Genomic DNA, 24507 nt, shown 5'->3' with positions numbered 1-24507 from the left:
ACCTTATCGGACGAAGGAGAACATTCATGATCTACCAGAGTAACAGCATCACCGTCGCCTATCTGGCGGATGGTATTGCCGAGTTTACCTTTAATGCTGCAGGTTCAGTTAATAAATTTGACCAACAAACCTTAGCAGATTGTCGCGCCGCTTTGAATCTGCTGCATGCAGATAAAAACCTCAAAGGCGTGATTTACACCTCAGGAAAAGACGCATTCATCGTAGGCGCTGATATTACTGAGTTTTTAGGTACATTCCAGCAGCCTGAAGCTGAACTTATCCCCTGGATCAAATCTGCCTCTGATGTATTTGACCTGGCAGAAGACTTACCAGTTCCAACCATAGCTGCTATTCGTGGTTTTGCTTTAGGTGGTGGTTTTGAGTGGACCTTAACAGCAGACTACCGTGTAGCAGACACTACAGCCAAAGTAGGTTTACCTGAAGTAAAACTGGGCTTAATGCCAGGTTTTGGTGGTTCAGTACGTTTACCGCGCATTATTGGTGCTGACGGTGGTATGGAATGGATCACAACAGGTAAAGAACGTGGCGCTGACGCTGCGTTAAAAGAAGGCGCTATTGACGCCGTTGTTGCACCGGAAAAATTAAAAGACGCCGCGTTATCGATGATCAAGGATGCCATAGCTGGCAAACTGAACTGGCAGAAAAAACGCGCCTCCAAATTACAGCCACTCAAGCTGAATAAAATTGAAGCCATGATGAGCTTTAACACCGCCAAAGGCATGGTGTTTGCCAATGCGGGTAAACATTACCCAGCGCCTATGGTCGCAGTAGAAACTATTGAAGCCGCAGCCCGCTTAGACCGTGCAGGTGCTGTGGCCTTAGAAAACGCTTCTTTTGCCAAACTGGCAAAAACTACAGCAGCCGCTGCCCAGATTGGTTTATTCCTGAATGACCAGTTGATTAAAGGCAAAGCAAAAAAAGCCGCCAAAGTAGCAACGAAAGACATCAAAAAAGCAGCCGTATTAGGTGCAGGCATTATGGGTGGCGGTATCGCTTACCAGTCTGCACTGAAAGGCGTGCCAGTCGTGATGAAAGACATAGCCGACAAAGCTTTAGAGCTGGGTATGGGCGAAGCCACCAAGCTGTTGAACAAACAGGTGGAACGCAAACGTCTGGATGCTGTGGGTATGGCGAAAGTCATTGCCAGCATTCAGCCAACTTTGAGCATGGAAGCAGTGAAAACTGTCGACATAGTGGTTGAAGCAGTCGTTGAAAACCCAAAAATCAAAGGCGCAGTACTTAAAGAAGTAGAAGAGTTAGTAGCGGCCGACGCCATTATTACTTCCAACACTTCTACTATCTCTATTGATTCTTTAGCTGCCAACTTAAAAGACCCAAGCCGCTTCTGTGGTATGCACTTCTTTAACCCGGTTCACCAAATGCCATTGGTAGAAGTCATTCGTGGTAAAGACACCAGCGAAGAAACAGTAGCTGCTGTAGTGGCTTACGCTGCCAGAATGGGTAAATCCCCTATTGTGGTCAACGACTGCCCTGGTTTTTACGTCAACCGCGTCTTGTTCCCTTACTTTGCAGGTTTCAGCAAACTGGTATTAGACGGTGCTGACTTTGCCAAAGTAGACAAAGTGATGGAAAAAACCTTCGGCTGGCCTATGGGCCCAGCTTACTTGCTGGATGTGGTTGGTTTAGATACCGCTTTCCACTGCACAGACGTAATGGCTGCTGGTTTCCCAACTCGTATGGGCAAAGTAGAAAACGACCCTGTTGCTCTGATGTATCAGGCGCAGCGTTATGGTCAGAAAAACGGTGTCGGTTTCTATGCCTACAGCAAAGACGCCAAAGGCAAACCGAAAAAAGACTCTGATGCAGTTTCCTACGAATTATTGGCTAAAGCTGGTAGCACAGGTGTGGAATTCAGCGCGGACGATATTATTGCCCGTTGTATGGTGCCAATGATTAACGAAGTGATCCGCTGCTTAGAAGAAGGCATTGTTGCCAGCGCTGCAGAAGCTGATATGGGCTTAATTTATGGTTTAGGTTTCCCTCCGTTCCGTGGTGGCCCGTTGCGTTATGCCGACACCATTGGTCTGGCTAACTTTGTGGCTTTAGCCGACAAATACGCCCACTTAGGTGAAATCTATCAGGTAACAGACAAAACCCGCGCCATGGCAGCTTCTGGTGCCGTGTTCTACCCGGTTTAAGGCGGAGAGAAACAAATGAAACAAGCAGTGATCGTTGATTGTATCCGTACCCCTATGGGTCGTTCTAAAGCAGGTATCTTCCGCAACGTGCGTGCTGAAGAATTATCCGCTTATGTAATGGCCGCTCTGGTTGAACGTAATCCGGCTTTAGATCCGGCCGAGATAGACGACATTATCTGGGGTTGTGTACAACAAACTCTGGAACAAGGTTTTAACGTCGCCCGTAATGCCTCGTTATTGGCAGGCATTCCACATTCAGTGCCGGCTGTGACGGTAAACCGCCTTTGTGGTTCATCGATGCAAGCCTTACACGACGCAGTACGTGCCATTCAAACCGGCATGGGCGAGGTGTATTTAATTGGTGGTGTGGAACATATGGGCCATGTGCCGATGAACCACGGTGTCGATTTCCACCCTGGTTTAGGCAAAAACATCGCCAAAGCTTCTGGCATGATGGGCTTAACCGCTGAACTCTTAGGTAAACTGCATGGCATCAGCCGTCAGCAACAAGACGAGTTTGGCGCCCGCTCACACCGTTTAGCTTATGAAGCCACATTGCAAGGTCGTTTTAAAAACGAAATTATCCCGGTGCAAGGCCATGACGCTGATGGCGTATTAAAAGTATTTGATACAGATGAAGTGATCCGTCCTGAAACCACAGTAGAAGCTCTGGGCGCTTTACGTCCGGTGTTTGACCCGGCCAACGGTACTGTGACTGCTGGTACTTCTTCCGCTTTATCAGACGGTGCTTCTGGCATGCTGGTAATGAGCGAAGAAAAAGCCAAAGCTTTGGGTTTAAAAATCCGCGCTAAAGTCATAGGTATGGGTATAGCTGGTTGTGACCCGTCTATTATGGGTTATGGCCCGGTTCCGGCCAGTCAAAAAGCTTTAAAAGCTGCGGGCATCACTATTGCCGATATCGACTACGCCGAATTAAACGAAGCTTTTGCTGCTCAGGCTCTGCCTGTGATGAAAGACTTAGGTTTGCTGGAATATATGAACACCAAAGTGAACTTAAACGGCGGCGCTATAGCTTTAGGTCATCCGCTGGGTTGCTCAGGTTCACGTATCAGCACAACCTTGATTAACGTAATGGAAGACAAAGGCGGCAAATACGGCTTAGCTACTATGTGTATTGGTTTAGGCCAGGGCATAGCGACAGTGTTTGAGCGTGTTGAGTAAATAAATATCAGCTGTTCGCTTTTGAATAACAGGGTTGGCTTCGGCCAGCCCTTTTTATTTGTACTTTGAAATACAGCTGCGGAGGCTTTAAAACACCACAGCCTGAACTTTTACTTTCTGCTGCTCTATTACAGCCTTGAAATCCGGGCTTGTTGTCGACCAATCCACAATATCTACTTTCCACGGCAAATCAGACTCAGAGAAAACTTCCTGTAAACTGGCCATTAAGGCTAACGACAAAGGCTGCTGCGACATAATCACCAAATCTAAATCAGAAAAAGGTTTAGCAGCACCTTTAACGCGTGAACCAAAAGCCCAGACTTCACAGGAAGGCACCAGTTGTCGCAGGATATGCTGCACTATGGCCAAATGCTCAGAACTGATATCTAACTGACTAATACTCATGCCATTCTCTTTTGTAATTGCTCAGATAAATAGCTGGCTTCAGCTAAAAACTTTGGAATACCAGCTACCACTTCTAAAGCCACAGCTTCATCGTAGCTATGGCTGGTTTTGCCACGCATTTCACGATACAAACGCCAGTCCGGCCAACTTCCCACTAATAAACCCTGCTCATTACCAGTGCGGACTAAGTCCTGAAAAGGCATCTGCTCAAATAGCTCAGGGGTGGCTGATGCCATTTCCAGATAACGCTTCAGCATTTTATGGCTGATTTCATAAGTGATTTTTAGCCTTAGCATTAAGCCATCTCGTATTTGAACGTCGCTGGTATTCTGCTGATACCTTAACCAGCCATGCTGTAACCTGTTGGTCGCATTATCTAAAGGCATTGTTGTAAATAGTAAACGTTTCATTCGCAGGCCTCCTGTCGCATCACCCGAACTATGCATAGGTGAGTGCCGATGCCATGGTAATTTTCTTCCTTTTGCCCAATCTTAGCCTGAAGTTGGAGTTTTCGCCTAAATCCTGCTTTTCAGCACCCATAAGCTAAGTTAGCATAAGCGCCCTTTTAGTGCGGAACCAGCGGAGCCAGAGCTTATGTCGAACCCGGAACAGTTATTTGCAGCAGCGGATCAGCAACTGGATACTTTAGGTTTACGTTGCCCTGAACCTGTCATGCTGACGCGCCTGGCTATTCGCAAAATGGCGGCAGGCCAGACGCTATTAATCACCGCTGACGACCCTGCCACTACCCGCGACATCCCAGCCTTTTGCCGTTTTATGGAACATGAACTGGTAGCCAGCGATACCAGCGTTGAGCCTTATCGTTATTTAGTGAAAAAATCTGGCTAAGGCCGGATCTAAGACTTAGTTTTCAGGCTTAAAGAAGCACAAATGCCCGGCAAGTTTTCAGCTGTCATACCTTCTTGTAAGAAACCATCTGTAGAGCTTAGTTTTGCTCTGGCTGCATCATCCGCAGCCATCACCTGATCTATCCAACTGGCATGGCTGGAAACTCGGGTATACAGCTCTTTGACACCATATTCGCCTACATCCTTAAACCAGGAATCCACTCTGGAGCTCACTCCAAGCAGGTAATAACCATCCTCTTTTTTCAGAAAAGCCGGGCCACCACTGTCGCCATTGCCTGATACACCTTCCAGTTCCAGAGCCTGTTGATCCGATTCAAAAACAAAACGCAGATCGGATTTGGTCACTGCCGTTACTTTATTCTGAGCTTTACGCAGCACGCCGTTGTTTTCTTTATAGCCTACAGTTTCACCTGTTAAGCCAGTGCCTGTGCCGCCACTGCCAATAAACCAAAGCACTTGATCGCGTTCATCCTGCTGTCGATACAATTTGGCAGGTTCCACACTCAGCACAGGTTTTACCAGCTTAATCAGCGCCAAATCGTTGTGTTTACCCAACCGATAAGACGGATAACTGTAGCGCGCCTGTACTTCAACCAGCTCCTCACCCACCTGAATGGGCTGGCCCTGCTCCAAACAAAACACCGTATGAGCAGCAGTAAGCACCCACTCTGGCGCAATCAAAGTACCGTGCACACCAATGTTATAGAAAGTCACCAAAGGAGGGAAATCGGCTTTGCTGGCCAGATACAGCTCTGGCGCTTTGTCGTGACGAATAACAATAGCCGAAGCCGGTATAGCCAGAATACTGGTCGCAATCAGCAAGCCACCACTTAACAGCCTTAGCTTGATCCTGTTCTGCATCAGTCTTTCCTTATTTAGCTTTTAATAAGGATCAGACTGACACAAAAGCAGAGCAGGCTTAAGCTTTTAAATGTAAGGGGTTATGTGGACAAGCTGTTTTGTTTATCTGAATTTATCCACTCTTTAACCTTGGTTTTCTGCCCTTTATAGGTTTGCTCTGTAAGGGCCAATACCAGTGCGCCACACTGCCTGCATCAAGACTTCTGAACACAAACAACTGAGGTAAATACGATGCAACAGACTCATAAAATCTTTAACCAAACCAACTTAAACCTGCTGTTAATCACAACGCTGGCGGCTTTAACTATTAAAACCCAGCTGCTGCCAAGCGACAGCAGCACAGTACGCGAACTGAATGTGTAGCGTATTAATGTAATGGAACCCAGCGGTCATCCACGACTGGTGATAGCCAATACCGGCCATGCACCTAAAGCCATAAAAGATGGCAAAGAGTTTTTTGATCCAGGCCCGCGCCCAGGCATGATTTTTTACAATGACGAAGGCACTGAAAACGGTGGTTTTGTGTTCCGTGGTTTTGAAAAAGACGGCAAGGTAGAGCATGGCCTGCACTTATCTTTTGACCGTTACAATCAGGACCAAAGCCTGGCGCTGCAGCATATAGAGCAGGACGGTATGCTGGTGACAGGCCTGAACGTGATAGACAGGCCGCAGTACCCTATTGATGATTATATGCAACTGATGTTTGCCGCCGAAAAAGGTGATGCGACGGCGGCAGCCAAGATCAAAGAACTGGAACAACTCCACCCAGATATTCATGGTAACAGACGGGCTTTTTATGGCACATTAAACAAAAAGGCAATGCTGCAACTTAATGATCCACAAGGAAATAAACGAATTGAAATGGCGGTGGGCACAGATGGTGAACCTCAATTGGTGTTTTATGCCGAAGATGGCAGCGAACTGATGCGTTTACCAGAAGCAGTACAGGTGAAATGATGAAACAACTAAAAACCTTTTTACTGTTATTGGCGTTTTCCTATGGCTTGATGTTGTATCTGGCGCTGCTGCAAACAGCGCCAGGGCAACAGCTACAATTTCATGCCGATGCCCCTGTCTGGCTGACCTTGCAGGCTGTGTTCTCGCTGTGGTTAAGCCGTAAGTTAGATGCAGTATTTTGGGCTAAAGACGCTGCGGCTTCATTGCTGCAACGTTATAGCCAAAGTTTTGGCCTGAGTTTACTGATTTTTGTTGGCCTGATGACAGGACTACAGCTGGTAATAGACACAGCGATAAGCCAGCCCTTAGCTCTGCAACAGTATCTGCGGGTCAGCCTGATGTATCTGCTGGTGCATAGCTTAATAGCCGGAGCTGACTTGCTCTGGCAAGCATTAAAACGTCAGCAACAACAGCAACTGGAGCTTCTGCAAGCACAGCAGCATAACCAGCAGTTCAAACTGCAATTGTTGCAACAACAGCTGGACCCGCACTTTTTATTTAATAACTTAAATGTGCTTTCTGTGCTTATTCATAAAAGCCCGGACCAGGCCGAACAGTTTCTCGACCATTTTGCTGATATTTACCGCTATCAGTTGCAACAAGGCAGCAAAACGCTGGTGTCACTGGCCGACGAGCGGACTTTTGCAGAGCACTATATGGCGCTATTAGCGCAGCGCTTTCCGGCCAGTTTTCAGTTAAAGATCTGTATAGAATCAGAACAACAAACCAACTATCAACTGGTACCCTGCTGCCTGCAGTTGCTGCTGGAAAACGCTGTAAAACATAACAGCGCTTCAGCCGAACAGCCTTTGTTTATACAGATCGAGCTGCAGCAAAACCAGTTGATAGTTCGCCATTTACTTCGGCCTAAAGCTTTTGCTCAACCTGGCACAGGCACAGGTTTAACAAATTTATCCGAACGTTGTTTAGCCTTGCTTGGCAAGCCCATAACTGTAATACAAAACGACGAATTTATAGTGAAAGTGCCGCTACAACACAGTGTTTAGAATAGGCGGCATAAGCAAGGATTAGCCATGAAAGTACTGATTATTGAAGACGAGCTATTAGCAGCGGAAAAACTGGTCGGTTATCTGAAACGATACCAACCCGATGCCGAAGTGATAGCTCAGCTAAGTTCTGTCGCTCAGGTACTGGAGTTTTTCAGTGCAGATCCAAAAGCTTTACAACTGGATTTAATCTTCTCTGATGTAGAGCTGACAGATGGCCAGGTATTTACTGCATTAGAACAGCTGGATTTGCCTTGCCCTGTGCTTTTCACCACAGCTTACGATCAATACTGGATGCAGGTATTTCAGTACCAGGCGGTGGATTATTTACTGAAGCCCTTCTCCTACCCCAGATTTGCCGAAGCCATGCTGAACTTTGCCCAGCTTAAACATAAGCTGCAACAGCCTGTGGTTGCCGCAGCTCCGGCTTATAAAAAGCGGTTTTTATTACGCAAAGGCCAAAGCTTATCTATTTTACCAGTCGCCGATATTCTGCTTATTCGTGCCGCCAACGGCGTACTATTGGCCACAGATAAACACAACAGCGTACATATTTTGACGGAAGCCAATTTAGGCGATATTGAAGCCCAACTCGATCCCAGCGAATTTTTCAGGCTAAACCGCAGCGATATCCTGCATATCAGCAGTATTTTGCAGGTAGAGCCTTACAACAAAGAGTCAGTGGCTGTAGTGCTAAGCTGCGATAAAGAACCCACCGTCAGCAGTAAAACCAGAACGGCTTTGTTTAGGAAATGGTTGAATCAGTAAGTGGCTAATCTCACACTAAGCCAACACTTCCAAACCTTTTTTAGCGACCAGATTCAGCAGTTTTAGTGACGGGCCATTCGGCTTTTTCTGACCCTGCTCCCATTTTTGTACTGTAGATTTGCTGGTATTCAGATAAGCGGCAAACACACCCTGACTGGCTTTGTTATCTAAGCGGATTTGTTTTATTTGCTCCGCATCAAATTCCTCCACAGCAGGCAGGCACAACAGATCGAAGTCCCTTAATGTTTGGTCTTTTAATACTCCGGCTTTATCTAAATCGCGTGCAGTTTCCTGCACCATATCCAGAATAGAGTTACCCATTAATTTTTACCTCTGTAAAACATTGAATATAGCACTTAGGGCTACACTTTTTCACTATAACTTTAGGTTCTGTGTTTAGGTGCGGGAATTAAAAAAGGAGCCGAAGCTCCTTTTTTTAATTACTATCAATCAGTTACTTATCACTGCAATACAGAAATATCCGCTACGCGCAGGAATAATTCACGTAATTGCTGTAACAAAGCCTGACGGTTTAAGCGTACTGCTGCATCGTCGGCGTTGACCATGACTTTGTCGAAGAACTGATCGACTACATCGCGCATGGCGGCCAGATGGCTTAAACCTTCAGCGTAGCTGCTTACAGTGGCCTGATAGGCCTGTTCGGCCACTATGGCCTTATACAGAGCTTGTTCGGCTTCTTCACTCAGCAGAGCGCTGTTGATACTGGCAGGAATAGCTTCTGTGACTTTGGCCAGAATGTTTGCTACCCGCTTATTGGCGGCGGCTAAAGCTAAAGCGGCGTCCAGTTTGCGGAATTCAGCTACGGCTTTAACACGACGGTCGAAGTCGGCCGGATTGGTTGGACGGCGGGCTAATACAGCCTGGATCACGTCTACACCAAAACCTTCGCCTTCATACCATGCACGGAAGCGGCCAAGCATAAAGTCCAGCACTTCATCCGATACGCTTTGCTGAGTCAGCTTGTCACCAAAGGTGGTTTTACTGAATTCAATCAATTCAATCAGATCCAGTGGTAACTGTTTTTCTACCATAATACGCAGCGCACCAATAGCAGCTCGGCGTAAGGCGAACGGGTCTTTGTCGCCTTTTGGCGCCTGACCTATACCAAAAATACCAACCAGCGAATCCATTTTATCGGCAATGGCCACAGCACAAGCTTCAAGCTGGCTTGGCAGGCTGTCACCGGCAAAACGTGGTTTGTATTGCTCGTTCAGCGCTACAGCTACTGCTTCGGCTTCACCGTCCAGACGGGCATAATGCATACCCATCACGCCCTGCACTTCAGGGAACTCGCCAACCATATTGGTCATTAAGTCGGTTTTAGATAACAAACCAGCGCGTTCTGCATGAGTAACATCAGCACCAATTTTGCCAGCAATAAAAGCAGCAACTTTGGCAATACGCTCTGATTTCTCAAGTAAAGTTCCCAGCTTTTGCTGGAACAATACAGTGCTTAAAGCTGGCAGGCGATCAACCAGTTTGGTTTTAGCGTCTGTCACAAAAAAGAACTGAGCATCAGATAAACGTGGACGCACTACTTTTTCGTTACCAGAGATAATCTGGCTTGGGTCTTTGCTGGCGATATTGGCCACAAAAATGAATTTATTCAGTAACTTGCCATTGTTATCAACCAGCGGGAAATACTTCTGGTTGTCTTTCATAGTGGAGATTAACGGCTCAGCCGGAACTTGCAGGAAACGTTCTTCAAAAGAACCTACCAGCACAACAGGCCATTCAACTAAAGAGGCCACTTCTTCCAACAAAGCTTCATCCATCAGCGCCACGCCGTTTAAGGCTTTGGCCTCTGCTGCCACGTTTTCAGCAATAATGGCTTTACGTTTGGCGAAGTCGGCAATGACATAAGATTGTTCCAGCGTGCTTAAGTAGGCATCGGCATTTTTGATTTCGACCAAAGCTGGTGCATGGAAACGGTGGCCATAACTGACACGGCCTGACTCTTTGCCCAGAATAGTTGCAGGTACTACATCGTCCCCTAATAACAAGGTGACAGTGTGCACAGGGCGGATAAATTCGGCCGTTGAATTGCCCCAGCGCATTGGCTTGGCAATTGGCAACTTAGCTAAAGCAGTGCTGATTACAGCTGGTAATAAAGAAGCTGTGCTTTCGCCTTTAATCAGCGCTTTATGAATTAACCAGGCGCCTTTGTCTGTTTCTAAACGTTCAGCCTGATCAGCAGTAATACCGTTTGATGCAGCCCAGGCTGCAGCAGCTTTAGTGGGCTGACCATCAGCATCAAAAGCAGCAGCCAAAGCCGGGCCACGTTTTTCCACTACTTTGTCTTGCTGTTGCAACGCCAGTTGATTGACACGAACGGCTAAACGGCGTGGAGCTGCGTACCAGCTGACTTCGCCATGGCTTAAGTTGTGTTTTGCCAGCTCTTCAACAATATTGTCGCTAAAGGCAGTAGCTAAGGTTTTTAAGGCCTTTGGTGGTAACTCTTCGGTACCAATTTCTACGAAAAAATCTTGCACAGACATTATGCCTCCTGCTTAGACTGGTTACGGCGCTTGCTATCACTACATAGGGGAAAACCTAACTTTTCCCGCGCAGCGAAATAGGCTTCAGCACAGGCTTTGGCCAGGGTGCGAACCCGCAGAATATAACGCTGACGCTCGGTCACAGAAATAGCGTGACGGGCATCCAGTAAGTTAAAAGCGTGCGAGGCTTTCATTACTTTTTCATAAGCCGGTAAAGCTAAACCTGCTTCAATCAGCTTCTGGCTTTCGGCTTCACACTGATCGAAGTAAGTGAACAACGCTGGTACGTCAGCATATTCAAAGTTGTAAGTGGATTGCTCTACTTCGTTCTGGTGGAATACATCACCATAAGTGACACGGCCTAAAGGACCGTCAGCCCATACCAGATCATAAATACTGTCGACGCCCTGGATATACATCGCCAAACGCTCTAAACCATAGGTAATTTCGCCTGTGACAGGACGACACTCTAGGCCACCTACTTGCTGGAAATAAGTGAACTGAGTCACTTCCATGCCGTTTAGCCACACTTCCCAACCCAGACCCCAGGCGCCCAGCGTTGGCGATTCCCAGTTGTCTTCGACAAAACGGATATCGTGCACCAGGGTATCAATACCCAGTTCACGTAAGGAACCTAAATACAGCTCCTGAATATTGGCTGGTGACGGTTTTAAGATCACCTGAAATTGATAGTAGTGCTGCAGACGGTTTGGGTTTTCACCGTAACGGCCATCGGTAGGACGGCGGCAAGGCTGCACATAAGCCACGTTGGTAGGCTCCGGGCCTAAAGAACGTAAAAAAGTCATAGGATGGAAAGTACCGGCCCCTACTTCCATATCCAGCGGCTGAACAATAACGCAGCCCTGGCGTGCCCAATAATCTTGTAATGCCAGGATCAACCCCTGGAAGGTCTTCATATCGTACTTTTGCATTAGCCTGACCTGCTGGTAAAAATGACTGAAAAGTATACCTATTTGCGCCGCTGAACTGTAGCGCTAAGCCGCGTTTTTTATGGGTTTTTTCATGTTACTGGTCTTGAATACTATTCAAAAAAAAAGGCTGCTGTCTAGGCAACCTTAAAATCAAGTATTAGCGGTTTGTGATTTCTTTGATTTCAAAAAGAATGTAAATGTTGGTGTAGTGTCTGTGCCTGACCAAAATTGTTGGGTTTTCGCATAAATGCATTTTTGATGAAGCACTTGAAACACTCTTTTCCATATGAATTTCGCTGATAAATGAACTGCGCAAAAGCCGAAGGTTGGATGTTCCATTCTCCCCCAGAGAACCCGTTACCAGTGATCATGAACCGGTTAAACGGTAATTCATACTGCATTGCATCAGAGCCATCTGGCCAGATGCAATACGGCGAGTGATCCTCTCCAACAGCAAGTGCGGTTACCAAGGCGCATTGGTCCGAGATCATGAGAGTGTTCAAGAACTGCTGGACGGCAGCGAGATCTGTAAAAGGCATGTGATTATTAATACAAGTAATTAACTGCAAAACATGGGTCATACAATATTCCTATCAAAACGATTGCTGAGCAATCCTAAGGGCAGGATACGAGAGCGAACGACGTTTAAACAACGAGGTATAAACACATTTCGACTTTACTTCGTTGTGAGACTAAAGTGCAGTGTTTAAATCAGTGAATCAAGATTACCGTTTTAATCTGTGAGGTCTTTATCTTTACCAAGCAGGTATGAATATCTGCTTGGATATCAAAGTGGGTTGATAATAAAACATCGATTTTTCGCACGACAAAAAAAGTATTTTTTAACTTAATTAAGTAAATGCTCCGTAACCGTCGGAGCATTTTTTATTTTTGGAGGATAACCTAAATGTAACAATTCAATGTTCATCACAATTTACAAACTAACAACTACCAGGTTACATGTTCAAATATCGTTATGGCATCATCAGTTCAATAGATTTTCGGTCAAACAACCTTACTGAATATTTTGCTTACGCCAATTATCGACTGCAACTGAAATGCGGTTTACTTTAGCAGGCACCTGCCATTCGTCCCAAAAATCTACCGTTCCACTGTTTGGTTTCTGCTGTGGTTCATCAACTCGAATTCTACTAGGGAGTAAACTTGCGTCTCCGACAATTAATGCTTCTCCTGTATCCAACGTTGGCAATATATCGGCAAAGCCCCCTAAACTATCGGGAAGCAATCTTTTAATCACGGCTTGGTCTTCTGCATTACTTAATCTCATGGAAATGAAGTTACTACATTGACTCAATACTGTTTTATTTACCTCAGACGGTCTTTGGCTAATGACAACCAAACTAACGCCGTATTTCCGTCCTTCCTTCGCAATTCGTTCAAAAATGTCGAGCGATATATTGTCAGCAGTAGCCCCACTGTTTCGCTGAGGAATGTATAAATGAGCTTCATCACATAGCAGTGCTATTGGATGTCTCAATGTATTGGGAGTCCACTGTTGAACCGAAAAAGCTAGCCGTGCTACTAACGAGACGATAAGAGGCAGTATATCTGACGGTACCTCTGAGAAGTTTATAATTTTGATACCACCAGTTTGATTTTCTTGGCTACTACCAAGTAATGCAGCAGTAAGATGCTCAAGCCAATCAAAATTTACGACATCAGAGCCGCCTTGGAACATGAACCCTAACCGCCTGTCTTGAATCTTATTTTCTAGTCGAGCTATTAGCCGAGCCAGCTTTCCATGAAACTCACCTTGCTTTTCAGTGCCAGCTTTAGCACCAGCTACCATTTCGCTATTTAAGAACTCCAATCGACCCAGAACTTCTTGCAAATCAAATGGTACAGGACTATCAATAGTGAAATTGTCTACAATATCTGGTCTATTAACAGACTCCAAATATAACTTCTTTGCATTATTAATTTCTCTTGATATAACCATAGCTTGGTTAGGAGCGTTCTGATCACTACGGTCAACCAACATTGACACCAATGCCTCATAGGATAGAAGCCAATATGGGAAATATAGAACCCCGTCCGTAATTTGGAGAGCAGCTTCAACGTCCGCAGGACCAGCAACCTTTAGCTGTTGGATACCATGACCTGTCAATGGCGCATATTCACCATGGAGGTCTAGAACGATTGCATTAGAGTGAGGCAGTTGGGCCATTTGTTCAATGATTAAAGCAGTCGTCCAAGACTTACCCGACCCAGTGCTACCACCAACAAACGCGTGGCGTTGGAATAGTTTGTTTCCGTTTAAATAGGCAACAGCATTTTCATCAAGTGTGTACTTTCCGATAGTCAACGGGTTCGCCACATTGGCAATATTTGAAAGCGATCGCATAAAATCAGTGAGGTTTTCACCTTCTAACGAAAAGCAGTTTGCGTCAATCTCTGGCACGGTTTCAAGTGTTCGCCTAAACACGTTTCTTTGAGCGCCATGTCTCACCAATAGAGTACCGATCAACGATAATTTACAAAGATTTTGCTCATTTGGAACTTCCTCTTCTCCATCCATTGAGACTGAAGTGTCAGCTATTTTCTTGCGGGTTACCTGCGTAATCAAACCTATTAGATGCTGACCTGGCCTGCTACTTTGCAACACCGCTAGATGGTTAACTTGAAGCCGCTTAAGTTGTTCGACATCTCCGACTTCTACAATCACATTTCCAGTATCAACAGAAATGACCTTACCAAGCGCCTCATCGTCTTCAAATTCAAACATAAATATCCTTATACAATTAGTGTTAAAAACCCGTCTAAGCTCCAAAGCTTCCTGTCTATTTCAAGAGGCTCGCCAACAGATGACGAATAAATCCTAGAAGACTCGTCTGTGTTACCTCGCTCAATAACAAGGTACTTACTTACTGAGCCTCCCAAAATATATTCTTTAGTCGCAGGAGTAATTGTGTGAGTTATTACTATTATTGGAGCTTCGTCCCTAATGCAACGTTTTAGTAGCTTAGGTTGAATGTGCTCGTCATTGAATCCGTAACCGATACATAGATAAGCACTTGAGCTATTCAGTGCATTGTCAGCATGCTGAATAATTGTTCTATAGGGCTCTAAGTGAGTTCGCTGATATTTTTGAGTTCCTGGAGTAACTATTTGAGGGGAATGATTTGTCGGGATTTGATCTATATTTGAAATGCCGATACTTTCATTCTGGTCGTTCTGAAACCAGTCTATTGACCCATGCACTTTCCAGATGTCGACTCTACGACTGACATTTATTTCCCCAAGCTGAGCCATCCTACGATAATTTCCTGGGTAGAATCCGGTGAAATTGAAATAGCCTTCTTGCTCACAAGAGTACTCAGCAAGTCTGTCATAGTTTGTGGTAATTATGTCCAGCTTGGTTCGCGTTGACCTGAATAAGTGTTTGAGTAATTTACCTAGGGTAAAAACACACTCACCTTCTATAAATCTCTTATAAACAAGTAAGTCCTCGCTCTGAATCAATCGCCAAGTCACGTCAATGACTGTTTGGGTCAAATTGGACGACATCTGGACTCTGTGCAAAGCGGTCTCAAGATCGATACCATCATTCAAAAGCGAGCAAAATTGTTCCCACGCCTTCTGTTCTTCCGGTTGGAGGATTGCCGTATCAATGGTATCCATTAAATGCTTTGCTAACGCCCACATTCCGGGAAGCCCATATGCGGCGGATGCACCACTACCAAGAACAATCAGAGGTACTTTTCCACAGTATTCTTGAGCTTGTTTTTCTATTGTTGTAATCACACTAAACTCCTTTTTCTGCAGTCCACATTACAGGAAATAGTTTTAGCAAACAATATTGTTTCAAGTTCCTTTCGGCAAAGAAAAAGCCGCAAATGCGGCTTTTTCCAACGAAGTAGAGACAAAGGTTTGTCTCCATTAGCAGGTCTAACAAACTTACACGTCCAGGTTTGCAACCCGCAGCGCGTTTTCTTCGATAAAGTTACGGCGTGGTTCTACGTCGTCCCCCATCAGCGTGCTAAACAGCTGGTCGGCACCAATGGCGTCTTCAATAGTCACGCGCAGCATGCGGCGAGTATTTGGATCCATGGTGGTTTCCCATAACTGCTCAGGGTTCATCTCACCCAGTCCTTTATAACGCTGGATATATAAACCACGTTTGGATTCGGCCATCAGCCATTCCAGCCCTTCTACAAAGCTTTCTATTGGCTTGATTTTTTCACCACGACGGACATAACCACCTTCTTCAATCAGGTCAGCTATGGCGCTGCCTAATTCAACAATACGGCCGTAGTCTACTGAAGTGATAAAGTCGTAATGCAGCAGGTATTCGTTGTCGATACCGTGCTGACGGATAATGACTTTTGGTATAAACAGATGACGTTCGCGGTCTTCTACTACTGCGTACGTATAGCTGGAACCATCGCCTTCACGCTCTTGCAAACGGGTGACTATGTTCTTGGCCCAGCCTTCAGCTAAAGCAGCGTCTTTGCACAGCTCAGGCGTAAGAGCCGGCACATACACCAGTTCGTTCAGTAAGTTAGATGGGATCTTACGGCTTAAACGAGTGATAGTGGCTGACACTTTATGATACAGCTGCACTAAAGTTTCCAGCTGCATGCCACCAATGCCAGGAGCGTCTGCATTCACATGCAAAGTCGCTTCATCCAGCGCCAGTGTGGTTAAGTATTCAGTTAAAGCCGGGTCGTCTTTAATATATTGTTCTTGCTTACCTTTTTTCACTTTGTATAAAGGCGGCTGAGCAATATAGATGTAACCACGTTCAATCAGCTCTGGGGTTTGACGGTAGAAGAAGGTCAATAACAGAGTACGGATGTGAGAACCATCGACGTCAGCATCCGTCATCAGGATGATGCTGTGGTAACGGGTTTTATCCGGGTTGTATTCGTCACGGCCAATACCACAACCTAAAGCTGTGATCAGCGTGCCTACTTCCTGAGATGAAATCATCTTGTCGAAACGGGCTTTTTCTACGTTCAGGATTTTACCTTTTAACGGCAGAATAGCCTGATTTTTGCGGTTACGGCCCTGCTTGGCAGAACCACCCGCAGAATCACCCTCTACCAGGTAAAGTTCTGATAATGCTGGATCTTTTTCCTGACAGTCGGCCAATTTACCTGGTAAACCAGCGATATCTAACGCACCTTTACGACGAGTCATTTCACGGGCTTTACGGGCAGCTTCACGGGCACGGGCTGCGTCGACAATTTTGCCAACAATGATACGGGCTTCACCCGGGTTTTCTAACAGGTATTCGTTCAGTTTTTCGTGCATAGCACTTTCAACCGCAGATTTCACTTCACTGGAAACCAGCTTGTCTTTGGTCTGAGAACTGAACTTAGGATCCGGTACTTTAACGCTGATAACAGCAGTTAAACCTTCACGGGCGTCGTCGCCTGTGGCCGAAACTTTCATTTTTTTAGCGTAGCCTTCGTGCTCAATATAAGTGTTTAACACCCGGGTTAACGCCGAGCGGAAACCTGCTAAGTGAGCACCACCATCCCGTTGTGGAATGTTGTTCGTGAAACAGTAAATACCTTCCTGGAAGGAATCGTTCCACTGCATTGCTACTTCTACAGAAATACCATCTTCTTCACGGTGTGAGGTGAAGTAAAAGGCTTTCTGGTGAACCGGAGTTTTAGTGCGGTTTAAGTACTGCACAAAAGCTTCGATACCACCTTCGTATTTGAAATGGTCGGTTTTGTCGTCACGTTCGTCGGTCAGAATAATGCTGACACCAGAGTTCAGGAAGGATAATTCGCGTAAACGTTTGGCCAGAATATCGTAGTGGTAATTGATATCGCTGAAAATAGTTGGGCTTGGCCAAAAACGAATAGAAGTACCAGTGCCTTCAGTTTCACCTACTACAGCTAAAGGCGCGTCTGGCACACCTAAACGGTAGATTTGCGAATGCACTTTTTGCTTACGGCGAATGGTCAGCTCTAACTTGTCAGATAAAGCGTTTACTACAGATACACCTACACCGTGCAAACCACCTGATACTTTGTAGGAGTTATCATCAAATTTACCACCGGCGTGTAATACCGTCATGATGACTTCAGCTGCAGATACGCCCTCTTCGTGCATATCTGTAGGAATACCACGACCGTTGTCGCGTACTGATACTGAGTTATCGGTATGGATAGTTACCCATACATCAGTACAGTGGCCTGCTAAGGCTTCATCGATGGAGTTGTCGACGACTTCGAATACCATGTGGTGTAAGCCTGAACCGTCGTCCGTATCACCGATATACATACCGGGTCTTTTACGTACGGCATCCAGGCCTTTTAATACTTTGATACTCGACGAGTCGTAAATATGTTCTTCGGCCATCTTCATTCTGTCCGTATTGTTATCTGTCCGTGTTCCACGTGAAACAATGCTGGATTCACATCCGGTATTGCTGGCAGAACCTGATCAGTATTAATCGCTGAAATAAAAACCTGCGAGTTAATGGTGTTTAAAAAACTAAATATATGACGCTTGGAATTATCGTCTAATTCCGAGGCCAAATCATCAATTAATAACACTGGCTTTTTATGACCGTAGTTATAAATCACGTTACTTTGCGCAACTTTCAGCGCAAAGAGTAATACTTTAAGTTGTCCACGCGACAACACTTCTTCTACAGCCTGGCCCGCTACTTTCAGCTTTAAATCCGCCTTTTGTGGGCCAAACTGACAATGTCCTAAACGCAAATCCTGCAGAAAATTTTGCTGCAATAATTGCTGCAATTGCTCCGGGGTTTCGATACGTTCGGGCCAGCCTGAATACAACTGCATGGTTAAACCCGAAGCCCAGGGTGCGTCTGTCAACAAAGGATGCACCGCCGCATCTAAAGCCGAAATATAACGCTGGCGCAACGCCTGTAATTCAAATGCCAAACTGGCCAGGTTTTGGTCCCAGTAAGCATATTCATCGTTATAACGCTTTTGTGTTTTTAACAACGCATTGCGATGTTTCAGTACACGCTGCAATTTGCTCCACGAGGAATAGAAACTGTGTTCCACGTGAAACAATCCCATATCGAAAAACTGCCGCCTTTCTTTTGGGCCACCCAATAAAAGCTTAAAGCTCTCTGGGGTAATCAATTGAACCGGCAGCAACTGCGCCAGTTCAGAGACGCGGTTCAGGTCTTCCCCGTTTAACCGCATCCGTAGTTCGCCTTCGCGTTCGCGCTGCAAACCCAGAGTTAATATCTGCTGCGCCATTTCAACTTTGGCATTGAGTAAAAATGCCGGTTGTTCATAGCGGATCAGTTTTTCTGGTCTGCTGCTGCGAAAAGAACGGCCATGCGCCAAATAATAAATGGCCTCGAGCAAACTGGTTTTGCCGCTGCCATTTTCGCCATAAATCAGGTTTATCCCGGAACGAAACTCTAATTGAGCTTCGGCAATGTTGCGAAACTGCTGAATTCTAAGCGTATTTAATGCCATTCACTATAAACGCATTGGCATCACAACATACATGGCGCCAGACTTACCAGCTACACCTTCAATCAGCGCACTGGAATTACCGTCACTTAAATGCAGTACGACCAGGTCGGTTGATAAGGTATTCAGTACGTCGAGCAAGTAGCCTACGTTAAAACCAATTTCCAGCGTATCGCCCTGGTATTCCACTTCAATGCTTTCTTCCGCTTGTTCGTGCTCAGGGTTATTCGCCACAATTTGCAGCTCGCCTGAACTCAAAGTAAAACGTACACCACGGTATTTTTCGTTCGACAAAATAGAAGCTCGAACACAGGAATCTTTTAATACATCACGATGGGCTGTTACCAGCTTAGTGCTGTTGCGTGGCAATACACGGCGATAATCAGGGAAACGGCCGTCAATCAATTTACAGCTGAAGCTGAACTGAGTGTCGGTTAAACGAATATGGTTTTGGCCTAAACTTAAAGTCACCAGCTGATCATCGGCTATTAATAAACGCATTACTTCCAGCACACCTTTGCGCGGAATAATGATTTGTTTTTGATGACCGGCCGTAGCTGCCAGTTCGATAGAACTCATGGCCAGACGGTGACCGTCTGTTGCGACAGAACGTAAAGTGCCGTTATCTACTTCAAATAACAAACCATTCAGGTAATAACGCACATCCTGGTTTGCCATAGAAAATGCAGTGTCGTCTAACAAATGACGCAACTGATTACGTGGCAACTGTAAGTCGACCTCACCTTGCCAGCTTTCTAAATTTGGATAATCGTTGGCGCTTAAGGTCGACAAAGTAAATTTACTTTTGCCTGTGCTGACGACACAGTTATCACCTTGCACTGTGACACTTAATAAAGAGGTGTCGGGCAAGCTGCGGCAAATATCCAGGATCTTTTTCGCCGGCACAGTAATACGGCCAGGGCTGATCAGTTGCTGGATAGGTGACATGGCCACCAGTTCAATTTCAAGGTCTGTACCGGTCAGAATTAATTGACCGTCTTCGCGCGCTTCAATCAACACATTCGACAAAATAGGTAAAGTATGGCGCCGTTCAATAGCACCTGACACCATTTGTAAGGGTTTGAGCAGAGCGTCGCGTTCAATAGTAAATTGCATCACCATTCCCTATTATGAAGACAATGTTCGAATTAAGTTTTGGAAATCTTCTTTAATTTCATGCGTCTCTTCTTTTAACGATTCGATTTTACGACACGCATGCAAGACTGTGGTGTGGTCACGGCCACCAAAAGCATCACCAATTTCCGGCAAGCTGTGGTTGGTCAGTTCTTTCGCCAGAGCCATCGCCATTTGACGAGGACGGGCAACTGAACGACTGCGACGTTTCGACAATAAATCCGCCACCCGTATTTTGTAATACTCGGCCACAGTTTTCTGAATATTTTCAATCGTCACCAACTTGTCTTGTAGCGCCAGCATATCGCGTAATGCTTCGCGCACAAAGTCGATGGTAATAGGACGGCCAGTAAAGTTAGCGTTAGCAGAAATACGGTTTAACGCCCCTTCTAATTCACGCACATTAGAGCGCAAACGTTTAGCGACAAAAAAGGCCACTTCTTCCGGCAGACGAATATTGATCTCCTGTGCTTTACGCATCAGGATCGCAACCCGGGTTTCCAGCTCTGGCGGTTCTATGGCGATAGTTAAACCCCAACCGAAACGACTTTTTAAGCGCTCTTCCACGCCGTCTATTTCTTTTGGATAACGATCGCTGGTTAAAATGATCTGCTGGTTACCTTCAAGCAAGGCGTTAAAGGTATGGAAGAACTCTTCCTGGGAACGATCTTTTTTCGCGAAGAATTGAATATCATCAATAAGCAGCGCATCAACAGAACGATAATAGCGCTTAAATTCTTCTATCGCATTGTTTTGTAAGGCTTTTACCATATCCTGTACAAAACGTTCTGAGTGCATGTAGATGACTTTGGCATTTGGGTTTTTCGCCAGAATGCCGTTACCTACCGCATGCAACAAGTGAGTTTTACCTAAACCTGTACCGCCATATAAAAACAGCGGGTTATAAGCAGTGCCCGGATTATCGGCCACTTGCTTGGCAGCAGCGCGTGCTAACTGGTTCGATTTACCTTCTACAAAGTTATCGAAGTTGTGTTTCGCATTGACGTTGCTATTCACTATAGTTTTTGGCGCAGGCTCAGGCATAGCGGCCACCGGAGCTGCAGTTGGTGCAATGCGTGGCAATTGATTCACAGGGGCGGCCAAAGGCTTTTGGGTTGAACCTACATCAAAGCGCAAACGTGGCGCATGATCGCCACAGTAGCCCTGGATCAGTTCATTGATCCGGTTCAGGTATTTGTCACGCACCCAATCCAACACAAAGCGGTTAGGCGCATACAAAGTCAGTGCGTCATGCGAGCTGTCAGCTTGTAATGGACGGATCCAGGTTCCAAAATCACGAGCTGGTAGCTCGGCCTGGAGCGCTTCGAGGCAATTTTTCCAAACGGACTGATACACCATATCTCCAAAAGCCCCTAATAATTATTATTTAGTTAGGCGGGCGTAAGTGAAAAGAGCAGCATTATCATATGATCTTATCCACAAGTTCAATATTGACTTTTGCAAAAATGGGTCGAGCGGCAAAAACAATATGTAACCACCTGTTTTATATAAGAATAAACATCTTATTCTATTTACTGATATGCAAGCAAAATATAAGACCAAAGTGGTCCAAAAACACAAACTTTTTAAAACAACTCACATTTTATCCCAGCTGAACCACCTGCCTTGTGGACAACTTTTAAAGATCGGTAAAAAATAATGATCAGATCAGCAGAAACACAAGGATCTGCATTGACAACAGCTGCCGACCCGCTTAGAATTCGCGCTCTTTTTTAATCGCTGCGTTTTGGTTTTTACTAAAACACAGACCCTTAGTAAATATCGACCGGACGGACGAAGTTATGAAAAGAACATTTCAACCTAGCGTTTTAAAACGTGCTCGCGTCCACGGCTTCCGTGCTCGCATGGCTACTAAAAATGGCCGCCAAGTGATTGCACGTCGTCGTGCTAAAGGCCGCAAGCGCTTAACAGTCTAGTCAGATTCGTAAGCGCTGCGTGGTCAGCTATACATTCAGCAGGGAGTTACGTCTGTTAACTCCCCGCGAATTCGACAATGTCTTCCAAAATCCCTTCAGGGTTTCTTCTCCTCTCTTTACCATATTGTGTAAGCCTAATCAGTCTTCTCATCCAAGACTTGGTCTGACTATTGCCAAAAAACGTGTTAAATTAGCCACGCATCGAAACCGCATCAAAAGATGTTCACGGGATAGCTTTCGGCTACACCAACATGAACTTCCGCCTGTTGATTTAGTTTTGATGGTAAAAGGTGATATCAGCAACACGCCCAATGAAGAATTGCACAAGCAACTGGATAAGTTATGGGGCAAAATAGCTCGCCAATACAAAATACTGGTGCAAGACTGCTAATTTCCACAGTGCGTGGTTATCAGAAGTTGATCAGTCCGTTATTTGGACCCAGTTGTCGGTTTTATCCAACCTGTTCTCATTACGCTATTGAAGCCATAGAACGCTTTGGTGCCGTAAAAGGTGGTTGGTTAACTACAAAACGTTTATTAAAATGTCACCCCTTACATCCCGGTGGTGAAGACCCGGTTCCACAAAAGCAGAAAGAGACTAACTAACAGATGGATTCTCAACGTAGTTTATTAGTGATAGCCCTCGCCTTCGTTAGCTTATTGTTATGGCAGGCATGGCAAACCGATCACGCGCCTAAACCAGTAACTCCTGTTACTGAACAAAGCACAACCAGTTCTGCTGGTTCAGCGGACTTGCAATTAAGCAGTTCAGGCACATCCGCTCAGCCTGAAGCCCCTGTTGCAACTCAGCAAGTGATTACTGTCAGCACTGATGTATTAAAAGTGCAGATCGACACCAGAGGTGGCGATATTGTTGACTTAACCTTACCTGCTTTTACTTTAACCAAAGGCAGCGATCAGCCTTATCAGTTGATGCGTAAGCTAAATGGTTTTGAATATGTGGCTCAGTCGGGTTTATTAGCAGACGGCCCGGATGACAAACGCAACAGCGGTCGTCCTGTATACAGCGTAGCCCAAAACAGCTATCAGCTGGCAGAAGGTGAACAGCAAGTGGTAGTGCCTTTAACCTTTAGCCACAATGGCTTAGAGATTGAAAAACGCTACACTTTTACCGCTGGCAAATATGATGTCCGGGTAGAATATCTGCTGAAAAATACCACAGCAGGCACTAAGCTGGTTCAGCCTTATCAACATCTGGTGCAAACCATAGATAACGGCGAAGGCAGCAATATGATGATGCCTATTTACCGTGGTGCGGCGTTCTCTACTTCTGAAAAACGTTATGAAAAATACGATTTTGAAGATATGCAGGACACCAACCTGGCTAAATCCACTAAAGGTGGTTGGGTGGCAATGCTGGAGCACTACTTTGTTGCTGCCTGGGTTCCGGAAAAAACTGCAGACAACCAGTTGTACAGCCTGGTAAGCGGTGGCAATGGTGTAGTTGGGGTCAGAGGCCCTGAATTAACTATTGCTGCAGGTGAAAGCCTGACTATCACTTCAACTTTTTATGCCGGTCCAAAAAATCAGGATAACTTAGCAGCTATTGCTAACGGCTTGGATCTGACAGTGGACTACGGCTTCTTATGGTTTATCTCTCAGTCGTTATTCTGGTTACTGACCAAGATCCAACTTGTTGTCGGAAACTGGGGTGTCGCCATTATTATGATCACCTTAATTGTGAAAGGTTTGATGTACCCTCTGACCAAGGTGCAGTACGAATCTATGGCCAAGATGCGTAATCTGAAGCCAAAAATTGACGAACTGCAGGCCCGTTATAAAGACGACCGCTCAAAGATGGGCCCGGCCATGATGGAACTGTACCGCAAAGAAAAAGTAAACCCTATGGGTGGCTGCTTACCTATGCTGGTGCAAATGCCAATCTTCCTGGCGCTGTACTGGGTATTTGTTGAGAGTGTGGAATTACGTCAGGCTCCATTTATGTTATGGATCCAGGATTTGTCCACTCAGGACCCGTACTACGTATTACCAGTGCTGTTTGGTATCAGTATGTTTGTGATGCAAAAACTGACGCCTATGACAGTGACAGATCCAATGCAGCAAAAAATTATGCTGTGGATGCCTGTGGTGTTCTCAGTATTCTTCCTGTGGTTCCCAAGTGGTCTGGTGCTGTACTGGTTAGTCAGCAACCTGATTTCTTTAGCCCAGATGCTGTATATCTACCGTGGCATGGAGAAGAAAGGCTTATACACTAAGGCCTGATGCTCCTGAGCTACACTTTAAAGGCCTGTTCTCAGGCCTTTTTGTTTTTCTACATTTGAACATTTGGTTTCTT

The 24507-nt window shown here is 45.6% G+C and carries 24 protein-coding genes; 11 read left to right on the top strand and 13 right to left on the bottom strand.

The annotated features are described in order from the left end of the window. Nucleotides 1-26: 26 nt before the first annotated feature. Together fadB and fadA are read left to right on the top strand one after the other, a co-directional pair. Nucleotides 27-2180, top strand: a complete 2154-nt coding sequence (gene fadB / locus J2W69_RS16110; protein ID WP_310280442.1) for a fatty acid oxidation complex subunit alpha FadB — start codon at nt 27-29, stop codon at nt 2178-2180. A gap of 15 nt (nt 2181-2195) precedes the next feature. Beyond that, nucleotides 2196-3362, top strand: a complete 1167-nt coding sequence (gene fadA, locus J2W69_RS16105) for an acetyl-CoA C-acyltransferase FadA (protein WP_310280439.1) — start codon at nt 2196-2198, stop codon at nt 3360-3362. Nucleotides 3363-3449: 87 nt separating this feature from the next. On the opposite strand, the gene J2W69_RS16100 is transcribed toward fadA, so the two are convergent. Continuing rightward, entirely contained in the window at nt 3450-3767 is a 318-nt protein-coding gene (locus tag J2W69_RS16100; protein WP_310280437.1) for a nucleotidyltransferase family protein, read from the bottom strand. Then, on the bottom strand, nt 3764-4177 hold the full coding sequence (locus J2W69_RS16095) for an HI0074 family nucleotidyltransferase substrate-binding subunit (protein ID WP_310280435.1): 414 nt from the start codon (nt 4175-4177) through the stop codon (nt 3764-3766). The genes J2W69_RS16100 and J2W69_RS16095 overlap by 4 nt, the downstream gene beginning before the upstream one ends. A gap of 184 nt (nt 4178-4361) precedes the next feature. Between J2W69_RS16095 and tusA the strand changes: the two genes are divergently transcribed. Further along, nucleotides 4362-4616: a sulfurtransferase TusA gene (gene tusA, locus J2W69_RS16090; protein ID WP_310280433.1), complete on the top strand. Its 255-nt coding sequence runs from the start codon at nt 4362-4364 to the stop codon at nt 4614-4616. Between the two features lie 8 nt (nt 4617-4624). On the opposite strand, the gene J2W69_RS16085 is transcribed toward tusA, so the two are convergent. Continuing rightward, complete coding sequence (locus J2W69_RS16085; RefSeq protein WP_310280431.1) at nt 4625-5497, bottom strand: S1 family peptidase; 873 nt, start codon at nt 5495-5497, stop codon at nt 4625-4627. Between the two features lie 231 nt (nt 5498-5728). Here J2W69_RS16085 and J2W69_RS16080 point away from each other — a divergent pair, with 231 nt between their 5' ends. The 4 genes from J2W69_RS16080 to J2W69_RS16065 are packed head-to-tail and all read left to right on the top strand — an operon-like array spanning nt 5729 to nt 8229. Then, on the top strand, nt 5729-5860 hold the full coding sequence (locus J2W69_RS16080) for a hypothetical protein (RefSeq protein ID WP_310280429.1): 132 nt from the start codon (nt 5729-5731) through the stop codon (nt 5858-5860). Between the two features lie 12 nt (nt 5861-5872). Next, on the top strand, nt 5873-6454 hold the full coding sequence (locus J2W69_RS16075; RefSeq protein WP_310280428.1) for a hypothetical protein: 582 nt from the start codon (nt 5873-5875) through the stop codon (nt 6452-6454). Then, nucleotides 6454-7461: a sensor histidine kinase gene (locus J2W69_RS16070; protein WP_310280426.1), complete on the top strand. Its 1008-nt coding sequence runs from the start codon at nt 6454-6456 to the stop codon at nt 7459-7461. Before J2W69_RS16075 ends, J2W69_RS16070 begins: the two co-directional genes overlap by 1 nt. 27 nt (nt 7462-7488) lie before the next feature. Next, on the top strand, nt 7489-8229 hold the full coding sequence (locus tag J2W69_RS16065; RefSeq protein ID WP_310280423.1) for a LytR/AlgR family response regulator transcription factor: 741 nt from the start codon (nt 7489-7491) through the stop codon (nt 8227-8229). Between the two features lie 15 nt (nt 8230-8244). Here the strand turns inward: J2W69_RS16065 and J2W69_RS16060 are convergent, their stop codons facing one another. The 10 genes from J2W69_RS16060 to dnaA form a co-directional block, all read right to left on the bottom strand. Continuing rightward, the gene (locus tag J2W69_RS16060) at nt 8245-8550 is read right to left on the bottom strand and encodes a helix-turn-helix domain-containing protein (protein WP_310280421.1); all 306 of its coding nucleotides are present in this window, start codon (nt 8548-8550) and stop codon (nt 8245-8247) included. Nucleotides 8551-8690: 140 nt separating this feature from the next. Beyond that, complete coding sequence (gene glyS / locus J2W69_RS16055) at nt 8691-10748, bottom strand: glycine--tRNA ligase subunit beta (RefSeq protein ID WP_310280419.1); 2058 nt, start codon at nt 10746-10748, stop codon at nt 8691-8693. Continuing rightward, on the bottom strand, nt 10748-11680 hold the full coding sequence (glyQ, locus tag J2W69_RS16050; protein WP_233010033.1) for a glycine--tRNA ligase subunit alpha: 933 nt from the start codon (nt 11678-11680) through the stop codon (nt 10748-10750). Before glyQ ends, glyS begins: the two co-directional genes overlap by 1 nt. Nucleotides 11681-11862: 182 nt before the next feature. Then, nucleotides 11863-12261, bottom strand: coding sequence for a hypothetical protein (locus J2W69_RS16045; protein WP_310280416.1), 399 nt, complete (start codon nt 12259-12261; stop codon nt 11863-11865). Nucleotides 12262-12695: 434 nt separating this feature from the next. Then, the gene (locus J2W69_RS16040) at nt 12696-14426 is read right to left on the bottom strand and encodes an ATP-binding protein (protein WP_310280414.1); all 1731 of its coding nucleotides are present in this window, start codon (nt 14424-14426) and stop codon (nt 12696-12698) included. 8 nt (nt 14427-14434) lie between these two features. Further along, entirely contained in the window at nt 14435-15445 is a 1011-nt protein-coding gene (locus tag J2W69_RS16035; protein WP_310280412.1) for an SIR2 family protein, read from the bottom strand. Nucleotides 15446-15598: 153 nt separating this feature from the next. Then, nucleotides 15599-18019 (bottom strand): DNA topoisomerase (ATP-hydrolyzing) subunit B, encoded by a 2421-nt coding sequence (gene gyrB, locus J2W69_RS16030; RefSeq protein ID WP_310280410.1) that lies wholly within the window; start codon nt 18017-18019, stop codon nt 15599-15601. A gap of 2 nt (nt 18020-18021) precedes the next feature. Beyond that, entirely contained in the window at nt 18022-19122 is a 1101-nt protein-coding gene (gene recF / locus J2W69_RS16025) for a DNA replication/repair protein RecF (RefSeq protein WP_310280407.1), read from the bottom strand. A 3-nt stretch (nt 19123-19125) separates the two neighbouring features. Further along, a complete protein-coding gene (gene dnaN, locus J2W69_RS16020) occupies nt 19126-20235 on the bottom strand; it encodes a DNA polymerase III subunit beta (protein ID WP_008897169.1) in 1110 nt (369 codons plus the stop codon). Between the two features lie 12 nt (nt 20236-20247). Then, nucleotides 20248-21609 carry a chromosomal replication initiator protein DnaA gene (gene dnaA, locus J2W69_RS16015; RefSeq protein WP_310280488.1) on the bottom strand — a complete coding sequence of 454 codons (1362 nt, stop codon included), beginning with the start codon at nt 21607-21609 and terminating at the stop codon, nt 20248-20250. A 446-nt stretch (nt 21610-22055) separates the two neighbouring features. On the opposite strand from dnaA, the gene rpmH reads away from it, so the two are divergent. The 4 genes from rpmH to yidC are packed head-to-tail and all read left to right on the top strand — an operon-like array spanning nt 22056 to nt 24434. Further along, the gene (gene rpmH, locus J2W69_RS16010; RefSeq protein ID WP_008897167.1) at nt 22056-22190 is read left to right on the top strand and encodes a 50S ribosomal protein L34; all 135 of its coding nucleotides are present in this window, start codon (nt 22056-22058) and stop codon (nt 22188-22190) included. Nucleotides 22191-22209: 19 nt separating this feature from the next. Further along, nucleotides 22210-22581 (top strand): ribonuclease P protein component, encoded by a 372-nt coding sequence (gene rnpA, locus J2W69_RS16005; protein ID WP_083826255.1) that lies wholly within the window; start codon nt 22210-22212, stop codon nt 22579-22581. Continuing rightward, nucleotides 22533-22796, top strand: a complete 264-nt coding sequence (yidD, locus tag J2W69_RS16000) for a membrane protein insertion efficiency factor YidD (RefSeq protein ID WP_008897166.1) — start codon at nt 22533-22535, stop codon at nt 22794-22796. The genes rnpA and yidD overlap by 49 nt, the downstream gene beginning before the upstream one ends. Nucleotides 22797-22799: 3 nt before the next feature. Then, on the top strand, nt 22800-24434 hold the full coding sequence (yidC, locus tag J2W69_RS15995; RefSeq protein ID WP_310280403.1) for a membrane protein insertase YidC: 1635 nt from the start codon (nt 22800-22802) through the stop codon (nt 24432-24434). Nucleotides 24435-24507: the final 73 nt, after the last annotated feature.

The organism is Rheinheimera soli (assembly GCF_031457405.1).
GTDB classification, from domain to species: Bacteria; Pseudomonadota; Gammaproteobacteria; order Enterobacterales; family Alteromonadaceae; genus Pararheinheimera; species Pararheinheimera soli_A.
Note: the sequence above shows the minus strand (reverse complement) of the source record. Positions and strands in the feature narration are given on the sequence as shown.

Coding starts and splice junctions, on each gene's coding strand:
- J2W69_RS16040 (WP_310280414.1), bottom strand. CDS start 14,426: ATGTTTGAATTTGAAGACGATGAGGCGCTTGGTAAGGTCATTTCTGTT.
- J2W69_RS16095 (WP_310280435.1), bottom strand. CDS start 4,177: ATGAAACGTTTACTATTTACAACAATGCCTTTAGATAATGCGACCAAC.
- J2W69_RS16100 (WP_310280437.1), bottom strand. CDS start 3,767: ATGAGTATTAGTCAGTTAGATATCAGTTCTGAGCATTTGGCCATAGTG.
- J2W69_RS16045 (WP_310280416.1), bottom strand. CDS start 12,261: ATGACCCATGTTTTGCAGTTAATTACTTGTATTAATAATCACATGCCT.
- tusA (WP_310280433.1), top strand. CDS start 4,362: ATGTCGAACCCGGAACAGTTATTTGCAGCAGCGGATCAGCAACTGGAT.
- J2W69_RS16060 (WP_310280421.1), bottom strand. CDS start 8,550: ATGGGTAACTCTATTCTGGATATGGTGCAGGAAACTGCACGCGATTTA.
- yidD (WP_008897166.1), top strand. CDS start 22,533: ATGGGGCAAAATAGCTCGCCAATACAAAATACTGGTGCAAGACTGCTA.
- glyS (WP_310280419.1), bottom strand. CDS start 10,748: ATGTCTGTGCAAGATTTTTTCGTAGAAATTGGTACCGAAGAGTTACCA.
- rpmH (WP_008897167.1), top strand. CDS start 22,056: ATGAAAAGAACATTTCAACCTAGCGTTTTAAAACGTGCTCGCGTCCAC.
- J2W69_RS16075 (WP_310280428.1), top strand. CDS start 5,873: ATGGAACCCAGCGGTCATCCACGACTGGTGATAGCCAATACCGGCCAT.
- recF (WP_310280407.1), bottom strand. CDS start 19,122: ATGGCATTAAATACGCTTAGAATTCAGCAGTTTCGCAACATTGCCGAA.
- J2W69_RS16070 (WP_310280426.1), top strand. CDS start 6,454: ATGAAACAACTAAAAACCTTTTTACTGTTATTGGCGTTTTCCTATGGC.
- yidC (WP_310280403.1), top strand. CDS start 22,800: ATGGATTCTCAACGTAGTTTATTAGTGATAGCCCTCGCCTTCGTTAGC.
- glyQ (WP_233010033.1), bottom strand. CDS start 11,680: ATGCAAAAGTACGATATGAAGACCTTCCAGGGGTTGATCCTGGCATTA.
- J2W69_RS16080 (WP_310280429.1), top strand. CDS start 5,729: ATGCAACAGACTCATAAAATCTTTAACCAAACCAACTTAAACCTGCTG.
- J2W69_RS16065 (WP_310280423.1), top strand. CDS start 7,489: ATGAAAGTACTGATTATTGAAGACGAGCTATTAGCAGCGGAAAAACTG.
- dnaN (WP_008897169.1), bottom strand. CDS start 20,235: ATGCAATTTACTATTGAACGCGACGCTCTGCTCAAACCCTTACAAATG.
- gyrB (WP_310280410.1), bottom strand. CDS start 18,019: ATGGCCGAAGAACATATTTACGACTCGTCGAGTATCAAAGTATTAAAA.
- fadB (WP_310280442.1), top strand. CDS start 27: ATGATCTACCAGAGTAACAGCATCACCGTCGCCTATCTGGCGGATGGT.
- J2W69_RS16085 (WP_310280431.1), bottom strand. CDS start 5,497: ATGCAGAACAGGATCAAGCTAAGGCTGTTAAGTGGTGGCTTGCTGATT.
- fadA (WP_310280439.1), top strand. CDS start 2,196: ATGAAACAAGCAGTGATCGTTGATTGTATCCGTACCCCTATGGGTCGT.